This is a genomic window from Thermococcus gammatolerans EJ3, assembly GCF_000022365.1.
Lineage (GTDB): Archaea > Methanobacteriota_B > Thermococci > Thermococcales > Thermococcaceae > Thermococcus > Thermococcus gammatolerans.
Map to the genome: position 1 here is coordinate 1,699,407 of NC_012804.1, position 14,044 is coordinate 1,713,450.

The window sequence follows — 14,044 nt, forward strand, 5'->3', positions numbered from 1 at the left end:
TTCTTTCAGGGTGAAAATCATGGGACTGCTCGAAGACAAGGCCCTCGTCGAGGCCGCCCTCTTCGTTTCTGGGAGGCCCTTAAGCCTGAAGGAGCTCTCCAAAGCCTTGGGAATAAAATCCCTCGACTACCTCGAAAAGCTCATCGAACTCATAGCAGCCGAGTACGCCGAGAGAAAGAGCGCCATAGAGGTTGTAAGAGTTCTCGGCGACAAGTTCGTGATGCAGGTCAAGCAGGAGTACAGCCAGCGGGTAATCCACCTTATGCCGAGGCCCGATCTGAGGACGGGCGAGCTGAAGACACTCGCGCTCATAGCTTACCTCCAGCCGATAGAGCAGAGTAAGATAGTCAAGCTCCGCGGAAGTCAGGCCTACGAGCACATAAAGAAGCTGATAGAGATGGGCCTCATCTACGCCGAGCCCTACGAGAGGACTAAAATCCTCGGAACGACCCAGAAGTTCGCCGAACTCTACGGCTTTCCCGAGAACGATCCAAACGTGATAAAGGAGGCCTTTAAGAAGGTCATCCACGCCGAGTACACCGACATCATTGAGAAGCTTGAGGGTGGCAAGAAAGAAAACGAAGAAACCGAGGTTCCGAATTCCTGAGCCTCTCAGTATCTCTTTCTCCTTTAGAAGGCAGGAAAGCTCTTCTCTACACCCGGGGAACCCTCAGAGAAAGGTTTAAATACCCAACCAATTAATTACCATTTAGGTGAGTTCTATGGCGGTGCTCACAAAGGAGGCAATCCTTGAGCTCATCCGGTCCAGAACCGGAATGAGCGAGAGGGAGATAAACCTCAGGATAAAGGAGATAATGAAGCGCGAAGGCATTGGAGAACATGCCGCTGCACTGCTCCTCGCGGAGGAGCTCGGCATAAACCTTGAGGGCGAGGAGGAGGCCCTTCACATAGCCGACCTCGTTCCCGGGATGAGCGGCGTTAACATAGTTGGCAGGGTTCTGAGAAAGTATCCCCCCAGGGAGTATACTAAAAGGGATGGGAGCAGGGGAGTCGTTGCCAACCTGATAATCTACGACGCCACCGGCAAGGCGAGGCTCGTTCTGTGGGACTCCCAGGTAGGAAAGTACTACAACGAGATCAACGTCGGGGACGTCGTTAAGGTCATAAATCCGAGCGTCAGGGAGGGCAGAAACGGTATAGAGCTCCACGTGAACTTCAGGAGCAGGGTCATAATCAACCCGAGCGACGATCCAAGGGTTGAGGAGATACCTCCTCTGGAAGAAGTCAGAAGCTACAACTACAGACGCGTTAAAATAGCCGAGCTCGAAGGAGGGGAGCGGTTCGTTGAACTCAGGGGAACGATCGCGAGGGTCTACCGGGTAACTGTTTACAACGCCTGCCCGCAGTGCCGGAGGAAGGTCGACTACGACCCGGCAACCGATTCATGGACGTGCATAGAACATGGAGAAGTCGAGCCCGTAAAGATGACCGTTCTTGACTTCGGACTTGACGACGGTAGTGGCTACATCAGGATAACGCTCTTCGGCGACGAGGCCGCTGACCTCCTCGGGGAGGATCCAGAGGTAATAGAGGAGATGCAGAAGGAGCTCATTGAGGCGGGGGCTACACCAAAGGAAGCCGCAAGGAAGCTGGCGGAGGAGAAGTTCTACACAATACTCGGAAGGGAGATAGTGGTGAGGGGCAACGTCATCGACGACAAGTTCTTCGGACTGATGCTCAAGGCATTCACGTGGGACGATCTCGACTTCAAGCGCGAGATAGCGATGGAGCGGGCCCAGCTGAGGGAGGCCCTCAAAATGCTCGAAGGTAGCGAGAGGTGAGGTAGATGGAAGCCGAAACCCGTTTCAGGAGGAGGAAACCCGCCGTTGAGAGGAAGATAGCCGAGATACGCGAGGACGATACGAGAGTCTCGCTCATCGGAAAGGCCTTCAAGGTGGACAGGATGGACTACACCTTCTGGCTCGACGACGGAACGGGCGTCATACTCATCGAAAGCGAGGACAACGTCCTGCCGGAGAACGGCCAGCTCGTCAGGGTCATAGGCAGGGTAATCAGGGACGAGAGCGTCCACATCTACGGTGAGGTAATTCAGGACTTCACAGGCGTCGATCTCGAGGCACTCGAAGAGATAAGGGAGCTTGAGAGGAAGTACCTCCCCAGGATAGAGGAGATGGCCAGCTTCTTCGGGGGTGAGGAGGAATGAAGAAGAGACTTCCCGCGAGCAGGGTCTACCTCAAGGACGTCATCGAAGGCTACTACGTCAAGAGCGACGGTGACCTCGAGCCCAACTACCTCATCACCAAGGACGCCAGAAAGGTCTACCGCGTCAAGGTGGTCGCCACCGTCGTGAGGGAGCCCTTCCTGAGCGACGACGAAACCTATGGCAAGTTCCAGATCGACGACGGGACTGGAACGATATGGGTTCTCGCCTTCAGGGACAACACTCGCTTTGTAAAGCTCGTCAAGAAGGGCGATCTCGTTCAGGTCATCGGGAAAGTTGCTGAGTGGCGCGACGACAAGCAGATACTCGTCGAAGGCGTCGCCAAGGTGCACCCGAACATGATGGTGCTCCACCGCTTCGAGACCCTCAAGGAGAAAGCGGAGCACGTTCGCAAAGCCCGGATAGCCTTCGACATCTACGACCGCTACGGCATAACGGCCAAGGCCAAGGTCATAGCAAAGAACAAGGGGGTAAGCGAGGACCTCCTCATGACGATCGACGAGCTGTACACGCTCATGCTCGAACAGAGGAGCATGGAGCTCGAGGAGGAACTCTTTGAGGAAGTCGAGGAAGAGGAGAAACCTGCAGAGAATCCCGAGCTTGAAAAGGCCAAAGAGGCCGTTATGAAGCTCCTCAGGGAGAAAGGAAAGCCCCTCTCACACAAGTTCATAGTGAAGAAGCTCTCCAAGGAGTTCGAGGAGGAAACGGTCGAGGAGGCAATAACCAGGCTCCTTGCGGAAGGGGAAATATACGAGCCGGAGACCGGCTACTACGAACCCCTCTGACCCCGGCCGAATCTTGGCTTTTTTCCTTTCTTGATCAATACTGCTCGCGCATCGTCCTTATGACGGGATCGTGAATCAGCGTTGAGGTTATGCTGTTCACCATCCGGAAGAACTCGTCTCTGCCCTTCTCAAGCCCCATGTTCTCGATCTTTATGAGCTTGCACTCCTTTCCAAGAACCCACTTGCCGAGGATTATCTTCTCCCTCCCTTCCTTGACCGCATCTATTCTGACTAGTCCGTAGGGTATGTCCGCTGTCCACCAGTTTGCCTTGAAGGTTATCTTCCATCCGGCGCTCCTGATGACTTCGGCCAGCTTTTTCATGGTCTCTCCGGGCCCATAGGGCGTTTTAAAGGTGACGACCGTCCAGAGGCCGTCTTCATCAAGCTTTCTAATTATCTCGTCCTTAAACTCCATAATATCACCTCACATCAAAGCGGCTATCAGGAATGCGAAAACCGCAAGGAAAATGCTCGCCTTGAGCAGTAGCTGTGACCTGTGGGCGGTCTTCTCATCCTGATTTCTGAGGATCAGGTAAACGGCGTAGAGGATTATCAGATCGACGGGAACCATCGCATAGTAGCCAACACCGACACCGGCCTTGACCGGGAGGAAAGAAGCTATCACCGTCGCGACTCCGAAAAACGCCGCCACGTAAGCGGCTTTCCTGCGGCCGAGGATTATGGGCAACGTTTTAGCTCCCTTTTTGAGGTCGCCCTCAACGTCCTCTATGTCCTTGACTATCTCCCTTGCAACGTTAACGAGAAAGGCACACACTGCCAGCGTTCCGGCAAGGCCAATCTTCCCAACGGCGATTGCACCGTAGAGGGGAGTCACCCCGGTCAAAGCGGCGACGGCTATGTTTCCTATGAAGGGAAGGGGCTTGAGCTTCCAGGCGTAGAGGAACATTGTGATGTACGCGAGGAGCGCAAAGGCGAAGGCCTTGAGAGAAATCAGCAGCGCCAAGGCAAGCCCAACGGCAAAGAGAAAGAGTGAGTACCAGAGGGCCGTTCTCCTGTCCATAGCACCCCGGGGGAGCGGTCTCTCAGGGCGGTTTATCCTGTCGATCTCGTAGTCGAAGTAATCGTTTATGGTGTTTCCACCGGCACAGCCAAGGGAAACTACAAGAAACACGAGAATGAGAATTTTCCCCTCCGGGACGGAGCCGAGCGCTACCATCGAGCCCAGAACACCAACTAACCCAGCCAAAGCACAGTTGTGGGGTCTGGTTATTTCCACGAAGGCCCTCAGCTCCATTAGACGCACCTAACAAACCTACTTAGGGGACTTAAAAAGGTTTACTAAAGTTCCTCACGCCTGAGAAGTGCGAGCTCCTCTCCAGACTCTGTGACCCGTATCCGGCCGAAACGAACCTCGACGGCCCGAGAGAGTTCATCCTCACTGAGGGGTGTGAGAACTTCGAGTAGGCCCTCGCTGAGGCGGGGCCACTTGAGGATGCCCAGCCCGAGGCAGAAACCGAGCTCGTCAATGAATCCGATCAGCAGGTTGCTCAGCGTTTCAAAGTCAATCGCCTTGATGACGGACCTGTTGTACGGCCTCCTTCCGGAGTCCGCCTTAACGACTGTGTAGCTTTCCTTTCCCTTCCAGCCGGCCAAAACTACCCAGTCGTGGAGCCTCTCGAAGAGTTCTTTCTCCTCTCCTGTTAGGGGCCTTCCTGAGAACATTGAGGTCCCGGAAACGCGAAGAGTTGAGAGATCCACAATAACAGGTGATGAGCTGGAGAAATAAGCTCTCCACTTGGCTTCTCTTATGGCACGTCTCTCCTCCTGAGAGTGGGACTTCACCTTGTCGCTCCTCCTCAGGAGAACGGTCTCGGTCAGCGATGAAGAAACCTCGATGAGCTCTTCAATGGCCCGCTCCCTCTCTCCAGTGGATTCGATAAAAACGGCCAGATCCGGCCGAACAGCCTCGATCTTGAGTCTCTTGAGCTCAAAACCCGGCCCGGTTACGAAGCCGGTTGTGTCTATGAGAACCACGTCCGCAAGAGATCTCGCAACATCGACGAGCCTCTTCACACCAACGACCGTTTCCCCTATGTACTGGGAGGGCGTGGTTATTCCTATGAAGTAGTGCAGATAGGGCTCGATCTCGGAGAGGCTGGGAAAGTTCTCCTCCGCTATACCGAGACTCACGGTGGCGGGGGGGAGTATTCCCTTCTGGCCCAGATCGCTGTCGACTATGCCAACCCGATAGCCGAGGTTCACGAGTTCATTGGCGACGAAGGTTAGGGAAGTCGTTTTACCACTGTCCACGTCACCGATGAACATGACAACGGGCTTTTCAAGGCTAGCTATCATCTCCACGAGCTCAACCCTGTCTTCTGGCACGTCGGTGGTGTAGATAGCCTTGTTTGAGCCCACACCTTCCATACTCTTCCCCCGCTGGAGTTGTGGGAAAGCCTTATAAAAGTCTCTGCCCCTTAAATTAATGTTAGGCTTGACAAAATAAAACCAAAATCACTAATTGAGTCAAGTTTCACGGGGCGGAGGTGGAAAGATGGAAAGGAATTCCCTAACGAGCAGGCAACTGAAGCTTCTCAAGAAACTCTACGAGGAGGGCAGGCCCCTAGAAGTTCACACAGTCGAGAAAACGCAGGACGAACTGGCGAAAGAACTCGGCATCACAAGGCAGGCCCTCAGCAACCACCTCAAGGTCCTCAAGGAGCTCGGGTACATAAGGACGGGCAGGGGGTTCATAGACCTCACGGAGAAGGCCCTTGAGCTCCTCGGGGAGAAGAAGGGCGATGTTTTCATATTCGTGAGGATAGAGCCAACCAAGAGGAGACAGGTATACGAGAACGTGAGGAAGCTCAAGATAAAGAGGATCTATCGCGTCACCGGCGACATAGACCTCATAATAGAGGCGGACAAGAGCAAACTGGACGAGGTACTGGAGGAAATAGCGTCGCTCGATGGAGTAAAGGAGACGATAACCCACGTCGTTCTCGAAGTTCTATGACCTCAATTTCTTTTCTATGAGTCTCTTTAACTCCTCAATGTTCTTTCCGAACTTGGCCGAGATCGGGACGAACGTCTCGGGCACCTCATCGAGGGGAACGCCAAACTTCTGAGCCAGGTAGTGGATTACCCGCTGGACGTTCTTCACCCGGTCAATCTTGTTGACCGCGACGATGGTCGGTATCTCAAGCTCCCGAAGGAACTGGAAGAACTCAACGTCTACAGGTATCTCCCCCCTCTTCTCCCACCGTTCTATTATCTCCGGTGCGGCCTTACCATCGACGACGAGAACGGCGAGATCAATTTTATCGGCGTTGTCCTCTATAAAGTGAACTATCTCGTCCTTAATCCTCTCCTGAACCTGCCGCGGGAGGCCGCTCATAAAACCGAAACCGGGCATATCAATGACCCTCCTGTTGCGCCACACGACCTCAACTGGCTTTCTCGTTACACCGGGCCTCTTTCCCCTCTTCACTTTCTTCCCGGTGAGCCTGAATATGAGGGTACTTTTACCAACGTTTGACCTCCCGACAAAGATTATCATCTCGCTTCCCCTCCGAGGCCTCGTTCCCGGGGTAATAAAACCTTGCGGAAAAGTTAAGTATCTTTAGAGCCCAATTCAAGCGGTGGTGATGATGGTACCCTCCGGCGACCGGGCCAATCAGCTGATAAACAAGTTCGTTGTTTCACTTACCACCGGACGGATACTCGGCTACGTGACCGACATAAACGTGGAAGTTGAGGGAACAAAGTTCTACTTCATTCTCAAGATGAAAATCGTTGAAAACCTCGGAAAGGGGCAGGGTGTGTTCACGAACGAGACGAAGGTGAGGATAGAGCCGACTGACATTGTAAACGTTGGGCCAGACGTTATCGTTCTCGGCGACGGGAAAGTCCCTCCCCTGAGGGAAATAGAACGCCTTTACCAGCTCCAGAGCGAATACGAGGAAGTTATGAGTCAGCTCAGGGAGAAGGAAGCTCTTCTCAAGAGCCTCAAAGAGGAGAACGCCCAGTTGAGAAGACAGCTCGACGAGGCACAGAGGGAGATAAGACGCTGCGAGGTCATGAAGGAGGACTTCGAACACCTCAAGGAGCAGCTGATAAGGCAGGAAGGCCAGCTGGAGATGGCGAGGGAGTACATAAAGCTCCTCGAAGGACTGAGACACGACATAGATCAAATGAAAGACCTACTTGAGAAGCTCGTGGGGGAGATCCTTGAAAACACCGTGAGGGGAGTCATAGACGAGGAACTAAACGCTAGGGGTCTCAAAAAGACCGGGCTCCTCTGATCGAAAGATTTTTTAAGCGGTCGGGGAACCTCTCTCGGGCGGGGGTTGCCGAGCCTGGTCAAAGGCGCGGGATTTAGGGTCCCGTCCCGCAGGGGTTCCGGGGTTCAAATCCCCGCCCCCGCACCAGAAACTTTTGCCAAGCAAAAGTTTCATCAAAGTTCGTGATTCCTTTTTGAAGAGTAGTTTTTGAGTGGATTTCCCCCAAATTGCTCCTTTGACTGAACGAATTCATTTAAAAGCACCTTTTAGCTTGGGTTCAAGCTTTTTTGCGCTCTGGTGGGGCGCGGTTCAGGTAGAACCCGCGCATAAAAAGCCTTAACTTGGTGAATTCAAACTTTCAATAGCGGGCTTGATTTTGAAATCCTATTACAAAGGAGCCCAAAAGAGAAATCACGAACTTCTGACCAAACTTTTCCCAAAAGCTTGCCTGCGAGTGATCCACTCAAGAAAGAGCCGGGCGCCAATATTGATGTGGAAAGGCAGGTTTTTGGGTAAAGGCCCCTGGGAGAGCATTTTAGCGGGGAGCCACGCCTCTTGTGAAAGTTTTCTAAAGCTTCGCGGCTCACCATGACAAAACCAAAATTTGTTTGAAAGAGTAGAGGCTAAATCCCCGAGAGGATTTCCTGCTCGACGAGACCCACTATGTCCCGATGGATATCCTCTATGCTGTTTTGAGCGTTCACTATCCTTATCTCGGGAAACATCTCGGCCAGCTTGAGGTAGTTCTCCCTGACCCTCTTCTGAAGCTCGACGATTTTGTCAAACTCTGTTTTGATACTCCTCCCGTTTATTCTCCTCATGCTCTCCTTGACCGGGAGGTCTAGCAGAACCACGAGATCAGGTCTGACAGCGAACCTGTTCAGATCTATGAGCCACTGGAGGTCGAGCCCCCTAGCCCACTGGTATGCGAGGGATGAGTAGAAGTACCTGTCCGAGATGACAACCTTTCCCGATTCCAAGGCTGGCTTTATCAGTTTGTGAACATGTTCAGCCCTATCGGCTGCAAAGAGCAGGGCCTCAGCCTCGTGGCTTATTCTAGCCCCGTCGATTATACCCTCCCGCCCCCCTGTGAGAACGAGCTTCCTTATCAGCTTACCAAAGGCTGTGTCAGTAGGCTCTTTGGTGAGGATCACTTCGTATCCTTTTTTTTCAAACCACTTTGCTAGCAGCTTTGCCTGCGTTGACTTACCGGCGCCATCGATGCCCTCAATGACCACGAATATACCCACTGCTTTCACCTCCAGAACGGAAGTAAGTGGGGGGTGTGGTTTTTAATGGTTGTCATGAAGGAAAAACTCAAAGGTTCTTCTTCAGGTGCTCGAGGAGGGTCCACATGCTACCGAACTCGAGCTCTTCACCGTTAGCGTGCACCTCAACTACACCATCCGGCCGGAACCTCAGGCCGAGGTCATAGTTCTCTTTCCTGAGCTTGTGGAGGAACACCTCCTTAGGTTTTGGAGGCAGGTAGCTGGTCATCATGTCGTTTATTATGTCAACCTCCATTCCAAGGGCCTCCGAGAGTCTCGGGAAGAAGAGAACCGCCGGTGTGTTCATGGCGTCCACGAGAACCCTCTTCTCCATCTTAAACCTGTACTTCTTGAGCAGATCGTTCATAAAGTCGTCGAGGGCGTTGGGATAGTAAACGGTCGCCCCGATGTCGCTTGGATGGGCCTCAATAAAGCTCCTGCTGTCAAGGATGGTCTTTATCTCATCGACGTCAAGACCGCTTACTTCAACGCGTACCCCTCCGTAGTAGTACACATAGGCCAGTGGAAGACCCTTCTTGTGGGCGAAGTCCTTGAGCGCTATTAAGGGAATGAGGCGAACGTCCATTATAGTCGATCCTGTACTGACTATGCCAACCACCATCGCCCTCTTGCCGTACCTCGAGAGCGCTCTCCCATCTCTCCCCACTATCGTCGTCCCGTGGGCGACGGTTCCGATGGCCCTCCCTAGAAGAGCCAGCTCCTCTGGATTGAACTTTTCGGAATAATAAAGCTCCATGACACCACCTCCTGTATCACTGTGAGTGTTACAGCTTTTCAAGGTTTTCCCAGGCCAATACAGTAAAACCTGTTGGTTGATGTCCTTAAATATTCTTCGGAGTACTTAACCTCGCCGGCAAACTATTTTAATACACTGGTCAAGTGGGTGAAGGAGGCGACAAAAATGGACGCCCTTGAAAAGCTTAGGGAACTCCTTCCAGAGGAGCAGTTTGAGAAGGTTAAGGCAATCGACAACCCCGAGCTTCACGCTTTTTTGGCGGAGTGGATTGAGTGGCTCGAGCCGGGCAAGGTTTTCGTCTGCACCGACAGCGAAGAGGACGAGCAGTACGTCCGCTGGAAGGCCCTCTACTACGGCGAGGAGAAGATGCTCGAAACGCCAAACCACACCGTCCACTACGACAACTACTACGACCAGGCGAGGGACAAGGCCAACACCAAGCTCCTCGTCCCCGGCGGAAAGGAGATTCCCTTCCTCAACACCAAGGACCGCGACGAGGGGCTGAAGGAGATTAAGGAGCTCATGAAGGGTGTCATGAAGGGCAAGGAGCTGTTCATCTGCTTCTTCGTTCTCGGGCCGAAGAACTCGATATTCACGATTCCAGCCGTCCAGCTCACCGACTCGGCCTACGTAGCCCATTCCGAGTTCATACTCTACAGAAAGGGCTACGAGGAGTTCAAACGCCTCGGAAGGAACGCGAAGTTCTTCCGCTTCGTCCACAGCGCCGGAGAGCTCGACGAGAGAAAGACCAGCAAGAACCTCGACAAGAGGAGGATTTACATCGACCTTGTGGACGACACCGTTTACTCCGTCAACACCCAGTACGGTGGCAACACCATCGGCCTGAAGAAGCTCGCCTTCAGGCTCACCATCCAGAAGGCAGTTAAAGAGGGCTGGCTCAGCGAGCACATGTTCCTGATGAGGGTCAACGGTCCGAACGGCAGGAAGACCTACTTCACAGGTGCATATCCAAGCATGTGCGGAAAAACTTCCACCGCCATGATTCCCTGGGAGAACATAGTCGGAGACGACCTCACGTTTATCCTTCCGGTCAACGGCGTAGCGCGTGGTGCCAACGTCGAGAAAGGTGTTTTTGGCATAATCCAGGGCGTTAATCCAGAGGACGACCCGATAATCTGGAAGGTCCTCCACTCTCCGGTCGAGATAATCTTCTCCAACGTCCTCGTCAAGGACGGAAAGCCCTACTGGAACGAGATGGGCATCGAGATTCCTGACGAAGGAGAAAACCACAGCGGAAAGTGGTGGCGCGGGAAGAAGGACAAAGAAGGAAACGAGATACCGCCGAGTCACAAGAACGCGCGCTTCACGGTTTCGCTTGAGCACTTCCCGAACGTGGATTTGGAAGCCCTCGAGAACCCGTGCGGTGTGGAAGTCGGCGGAATGATTTTCGGTGGCAGGGATAAGGACACCTGGCCCCCGGTGAGGGAAGCCTTTGACTGGAAGCACGGTGTTATAACGATGGGCGCCTCGCTTGAGAGCGAGACGACGGCGGCGACCCTCGGAAAGGAAGGCGTTAGGGCCTTCAACCCGATGGCCATACTCGACTTTATGAGCGTCCCGCTCGGTGAGTACATCGAGAACTACCTGAGGTTCGGCGAGAAGCTGAGGAAAACGCCGAAGATATTCGCCGTCAACTACTTCCTCCGCGACGAGAACGGCAAGTGGCTCAACCACAAGCTCGATAAAGCGGTATGGCTCAAGTGGATGGAGCTTCGCGTTCACGGCGACGTCGATGCCATCGAGACGCCGATAGGCTACATTCCGAAGTACGAGGATTTGGCAAGGCTCTTCAAGGAGGTTCTCAACAAGGAGTACAGCAGAGAAGACTACGAGAAGCAGTTCACGATAAGGGTTCCAGAACTCCTCGCGAAGATTGAGCGCATAGAGAAAATCTACCGCGAGAAAGTGAAGGAAGTTCCAGAGGAGCTCTTCCAGGTTCTTGAGGAAGAGCGCAGGAGGCTCCTCGAGGCCAGAGAGAAGTACGGGGACTACATCAGCCCGTTCGCATTTGAAAGCGACTGAGTTCTCTTTTCTCCTAATTTATTTTCGTCATCTGCCGAGCGGCAGGGTTTTAAAGGTCGGGACAGCTTAGTATCACTAAGGATGATACACGGTGGTTGCCATGACCTATAGCGTTGAGGATGCAATAAGGGAAAAACTCCCATACCCGCTCGGAGAACTCGTCGATCTTGCCTATAACTACTGGTGGAGCTGGAACAGAAGGGCCACCAAGCTCTGGGAGTACATAGACCCGGAGCACTGGCGGAGTTATAAGAACCCTGTTAAACTGCTTTTTGACACTCCAGAAGAGCGATTCAGGGAGCTCGTGAAGGATGATGACTTCATGAACCTCTACGAGCTCGTTATTGATCAGTTTCAGGCCTACATGAACCCCAGCTCGACTTGGTTCTCGACGAACTACCCCAAGTGGGACAAGCCGATCGTCTACCTCTGTATGGAGTACGGCATAAGCAAGAGCCTTCCGATCTATTCCGGCGGCCTCGGAATCTTAGCTGGAGACCACGTAAAAACGGCCAGCGACCTTGGGTTGCCCTTCATAGCCGTAGGCCTTCTCTACAAGCACGGCTACTTTAGGCAGGAGATAGACGAGAACGGCAACCAGATCGAAGTCTTTCCGGAGTACAGGCCGGAGGAGATGCCGATCAAGCCAGTCCTTGACAGGAACGGCGAAAGGCTCCTCATAGAGGTCCCCTTAGAAGATAGAACAGTTTACGCAAGGGCCTTTGAGGTTCGGGTCGGCAGGGTGAAGATTTACCTCCTCGACACGGACGTTCCCGAGAACAGCCCGGACGACAGGACGATATGCGATTATCTCTACAACGCCGAGATGGACAAGAGGATAAAGCAGGAGATACTCCTCGGCATCGGCGGGATGAGGCTCCTGAGAGCATTGGGAATAGAGCCTGGTGTCGTCCACCTCAACGAGGGACATCCTGCCTTCGCGAACCTCCAGAGGATTGCATGGCTTATGGATGAGGGCCTCACCTTCACCGAGGCGCTGAGCGTCGTCAGGGGGACGACGGTCTTCACAACCCACACGCCCGTCCCTGCAGGCCACGACAAATTCCCGATTGAAGAGGTCCGAAAACGGCTCGCCAGGTTCCTTGAAGGTAGAGAAGAACTCCTCGAACTCGGTAGAGAAGGGGATCATCTCAACATGACCCTCCTCGCAATAAGAACGTCGAGCTACGTGAACGGCGTCAGCAAGCTGCATGCGGAGGTCAGCAAGAGGATGTGGCAGGGGCTCTGGCCGGGGGTTCCGCTCAACGAGATACCGATCGAGGGCATAACCAACGGAGTTCACACCATGACATGGGTACATAACGAGATGAGGAAGCTCTTTGACCGCTACATCGGCAAGGTCTGGCGCGAACACACGAACATTGAGGGAATATGGTACGCGGTTGAAAGAATACCAGATGAAGAGCTCTGGGAAGCCCACCTTGAGGCCAAGAGGCAGTTCATCGAGCTACTCAGGAGAAAAGCGATCGAAAGGAACCAGCGGCTCGGCATAGATGACCCAATACCGGCTATGGACGAGAACGCCCTGATAATAGGTTTCGCGAGGCGCTTCGCCACTTATAAACGCGCCACCCTGATACTCAGTGATCTTGAGAGGCTGAAGCGCATACTCAACGATCCGGAGAGGCCGGTCTACATAGTCTTCGGCGGAAAGGCCCACCCAATGGATGAGGGCGGTAAGGCCTTTCTCCGGAGGGTTTACGAGGTCAGTAAAATGCCAGAATTTCGGGGGAAGATCTTCATTATTGAGAACTACGACATGGGTAGCGCGAGGCTCATGGTCGCCGGCGTTGACGTCTGGCTTAACAACCCGCGCAGGCCCCTAGAAGCCAGCGGAACGAGCGGAATGAAGGCCGGTCTTAACGGTGTTCTGAACCTGAGCATCTACGACGGCTGGTGGGTTGAAGGCTACAACGGAAAGAACGGCTGGGTCATCGGTGAGGAAAGCACTGAGCCAGAAACCGAGGAAGACGACCCAAAGGACGCCGAAAGCCTCTACCGCATCCTTGAGGATGAGGTAATACCAACCTACTACTCCAACCGTTCCAGGTGGATCTACATGATGAAGGAGAGCATAAAGAGCATAGCCCCCCGCTTCAGCACCCACAGGATGGTGAAGGAGTACATGGACCGCTTTTACTCCAAGGCCATGAGCAACTACATATGGCTCACAAGGGACAACTACAGAGGCGCCAGAGAAATAGCCGCGTGGAAGGAACGAGTGATGAAGGCATGGGACAACGTTGAAATAAGGGACGCAAGTGTGGAGGGGGACAACTTGAGGGTCAGGGTTTACCTCGACGGCCTCTCCCCCGAGGATGTGAAGGTCGAGCTCTACTATGGAGTCAGGGCTAGGGGTTATGAGATCGAAAAGCCCCACATCGTTGAGCTGAGGCATCCAACGAGAGAGGGTGATGAGTGGGTCTACACCTACGAGGGAAGTGCCCTGAGGCACCTCGGGGATCCCTGCTGGCACTACGCCATCCGCGTGCACCCCCACCACGAGAAGTTGCCCCACAGGTTCCTGCTTGGCCTCGTGAAGTGGAGAGGCCTTGATTGAGGAAGTCACCTGGGTTACTATTTTACCTTTTTATCCGCTTTGTGGGCATTGCTTTGTTACAAACTGTTTCATTGTGCTGTTCAATTTATGCGATAGGAAAGGCAAGGATTTTAAGTTCAGATGACCCATAAGTTTGAGAAATTTCCAGGGGGTGTCCTGATGG

14 protein-coding genes and 1 tRNA gene are annotated in these 14,044 nt (G+C 53.5%); 9 read left to right on the top strand and 6 right to left on the bottom strand.

All coding sequences use genetic code 11. The annotated features are described in order from the left end of the window. Positions 1-19: 19 nt before the first annotated feature. The 4 genes from scpB to TGAM_RS08900 all read left to right on the top strand — a co-directional run bounded on the left by scpB (position 20) and on the right by TGAM_RS08900 (position 2,988). On the top strand, positions 20-607 hold the full coding sequence (scpB, locus tag TGAM_RS08885) for an SMC-Scp complex subunit ScpB (RefSeq protein WP_015859370.1): 588 nt from the start codon (positions 20-22) through the stop codon (positions 605-607). A 115-nt stretch (positions 608-722) separates the two neighbouring features. Then, the gene (locus tag TGAM_RS08890) at positions 723-1,802 is read left to right on the top strand and encodes an OB-fold nucleic acid binding domain-containing protein (RefSeq protein WP_048811312.1); all 1,080 of its coding nucleotides are present in this window, start codon (positions 723-725) and stop codon (positions 1,800-1,802) included. A gap of 5 nt (positions 1,803-1,807) precedes the next feature. After that, positions 1,808-2,185, top strand: coding sequence for a Replication factor A complex, RPA14 subunit (locus TGAM_RS08895; protein WP_015859372.1), 378 nt, complete (start codon positions 1,808-1,810; stop codon positions 2,183-2,185). Next, entirely contained in the window at positions 2,182-2,988 is an 807-nt protein-coding gene (locus tag TGAM_RS08900) for an OB-fold nucleic acid binding domain-containing protein (RefSeq protein WP_015859373.1), read from the top strand. Before TGAM_RS08895 ends, TGAM_RS08900 begins: the two co-directional genes overlap by 4 nt. 34 nt (positions 2,989-3,022) lie before the next feature. Here TGAM_RS08900 and TGAM_RS08905 read toward each other — a convergent pair whose 3' ends face one another. From TGAM_RS08905 to TGAM_RS08915, 3 genes are read right to left on the bottom strand one after another with little or no spacing between them, the layout of a single operon-like run. After that, a complete protein-coding gene (locus TGAM_RS08905; RefSeq protein WP_015859374.1) occupies positions 3,023-3,403 on the bottom strand; it encodes a hypothetical protein in 381 nt (126 codons plus the stop codon). A 9-nt stretch (positions 3,404-3,412) separates the two neighbouring features. Further along, positions 3,413-4,243, bottom strand: coding sequence for a geranylgeranylglycerol-phosphate geranylgeranyltransferase (locus tag TGAM_RS08910; protein ID WP_015859375.1), 831 nt, complete (start codon positions 4,241-4,243; stop codon positions 3,413-3,415). A gap of 44 nt (positions 4,244-4,287) precedes the next feature. Continuing rightward, positions 4,288-5,376: a Clp1/GlmU family protein gene (locus TGAM_RS08915; RefSeq protein ID WP_015859376.1), complete on the bottom strand. Its 1,089-nt coding sequence runs from the start codon at positions 5,374-5,376 to the stop codon at positions 4,288-4,290. A 127-nt stretch (positions 5,377-5,503) separates the two neighbouring features. Here TGAM_RS08915 and TGAM_RS08920 point away from each other — a divergent pair, with 127 nt between their 5' ends. Further along, complete coding sequence (locus TGAM_RS08920; RefSeq protein WP_015859377.1) at positions 5,504-5,965, top strand: Lrp/AsnC family transcriptional regulator; 462 nt, start codon at positions 5,504-5,506, stop codon at positions 5,963-5,965. Here TGAM_RS08920 and engB read toward each other — a convergent pair. Then, positions 5,960-6,508 carry a GTP-binding protein EngB gene (engB, locus tag TGAM_RS08925; RefSeq protein ID WP_015859378.1) on the bottom strand — a complete coding sequence of 183 codons (549 nt, stop codon included), beginning with the start codon at positions 6,506-6,508 and terminating at the stop codon, positions 5,960-5,962. The genes TGAM_RS08920 and engB overlap by 6 nt on opposite strands. Positions 6,509-6,599: 91 nt before the next feature. Between engB and TGAM_RS08930 the strand changes: the two genes are divergently transcribed. Then, positions 6,600-7,253 (top strand): hypothetical protein, encoded by a 654-nt coding sequence (locus tag TGAM_RS08930; RefSeq protein ID WP_048811313.1) that lies wholly within the window; start codon positions 6,600-6,602, stop codon positions 7,251-7,253. A gap of 38 nt (positions 7,254-7,291) precedes the next feature. Continuing rightward, positions 7,292-7,379 (top strand) — tRNA-Leu (locus TGAM_RS08935). Positions 7,380-7,855: 476 nt separating this feature from the next. Here the strand turns inward: TGAM_RS08935 and tmk are convergent. Together tmk and TGAM_RS08945 are read right to left on the bottom strand one after the other, a co-directional pair. Then, complete coding sequence (gene tmk, locus TGAM_RS08940; RefSeq protein ID WP_015859380.1) at positions 7,856-8,482, bottom strand: dTMP kinase; 627 nt, start codon at positions 8,480-8,482, stop codon at positions 7,856-7,858. 67 nt (positions 8,483-8,549) lie between these two features. Next, complete coding sequence (locus TGAM_RS08945; protein WP_015859381.1) at positions 8,550-9,257, bottom strand: phosphohexomutase domain-containing protein; 708 nt, start codon at positions 9,255-9,257, stop codon at positions 8,550-8,552. A 165-nt stretch (positions 9,258-9,422) separates the two neighbouring features. Between TGAM_RS08945 and TGAM_RS08950 the strand changes: the two genes are divergently transcribed. Both TGAM_RS08950 and malP read left to right on the top strand, forming a co-directional pair. Beyond that, positions 9,423-11,300 carry a phosphoenolpyruvate carboxykinase (GTP) gene (locus TGAM_RS08950; protein WP_015859382.1) on the top strand — a complete coding sequence of 626 codons (1,878 nt, stop codon included), beginning with the start codon at positions 9,423-9,425 and terminating at the stop codon, positions 11,298-11,300. 100 nt (positions 11,301-11,400) lie between these two features. Continuing rightward, positions 11,401-13,881, top strand: a complete 2,481-nt coding sequence (malP, locus tag TGAM_RS08955; RefSeq protein WP_015859383.1) for a maltodextrin phosphorylase — start codon at positions 11,401-11,403, stop codon at positions 13,879-13,881. Positions 13,882-14,044: the final 163 nt, after the last annotated feature.

Bases quoted from the DNA above. Each gene is read 5' to 3' on its own strand.
- TGAM_RS08915 (WP_015859376.1), bottom strand. From the start codon at position 5,376: ATGGAAGGTGTGGGCTCAAACAAGGCTATCTACACCACCGACGTGCCA.
- TGAM_RS08930 (WP_048811313.1), top strand. From the start codon at position 6,600: ATGGTACCCTCCGGCGACCGGGCCAATCAGCTGATAAACAAGTTCGTT.
- TGAM_RS08895 (WP_015859372.1), top strand. From the start codon at position 1,808: ATGGAAGCCGAAACCCGTTTCAGGAGGAGGAAACCCGCCGTTGAGAGG.
- TGAM_RS08910 (WP_015859375.1), bottom strand. From the start codon at position 4,243: ATGGAGCTGAGGGCCTTCGTGGAAATAACCAGACCCCACAACTGTGCT.
- malP (WP_015859383.1), top strand. From the start codon at position 11,401: ATGACCTATAGCGTTGAGGATGCAATAAGGGAAAAACTCCCATACCCG.
- TGAM_RS08905 (WP_015859374.1), bottom strand. From the start codon at position 3,403: ATGGAGTTTAAGGACGAGATAATTAGAAAGCTTGATGAAGACGGCCTC.
- TGAM_RS08890 (WP_048811312.1), top strand. From the start codon at position 723: ATGGCGGTGCTCACAAAGGAGGCAATCCTTGAGCTCATCCGGTCCAGA.
- TGAM_RS08920 (WP_015859377.1), top strand. From the start codon at position 5,504: ATGGAAAGGAATTCCCTAACGAGCAGGCAACTGAAGCTTCTCAAGAAA.
- TGAM_RS08900 (WP_015859373.1), top strand. From the start codon at position 2,182: ATGAAGAAGAGACTTCCCGCGAGCAGGGTCTACCTCAAGGACGTCATC.
- scpB (WP_015859370.1), top strand. From the start codon at position 20: ATGGGACTGCTCGAAGACAAGGCCCTCGTCGAGGCCGCCCTCTTCGTT.
- TGAM_RS08945 (WP_015859381.1), bottom strand. From the start codon at position 9,257: ATGGAGCTTTATTATTCCGAAAAGTTCAATCCAGAGGAGCTGGCTCTT.
- TGAM_RS08950 (WP_015859382.1), top strand. From the start codon at position 9,423: ATGGACGCCCTTGAAAAGCTTAGGGAACTCCTTCCAGAGGAGCAGTTT.
- engB (WP_015859378.1), bottom strand. From the start codon at position 6,508: ATGATAATCTTTGTCGGGAGGTCAAACGTTGGTAAAAGTACCCTCATA.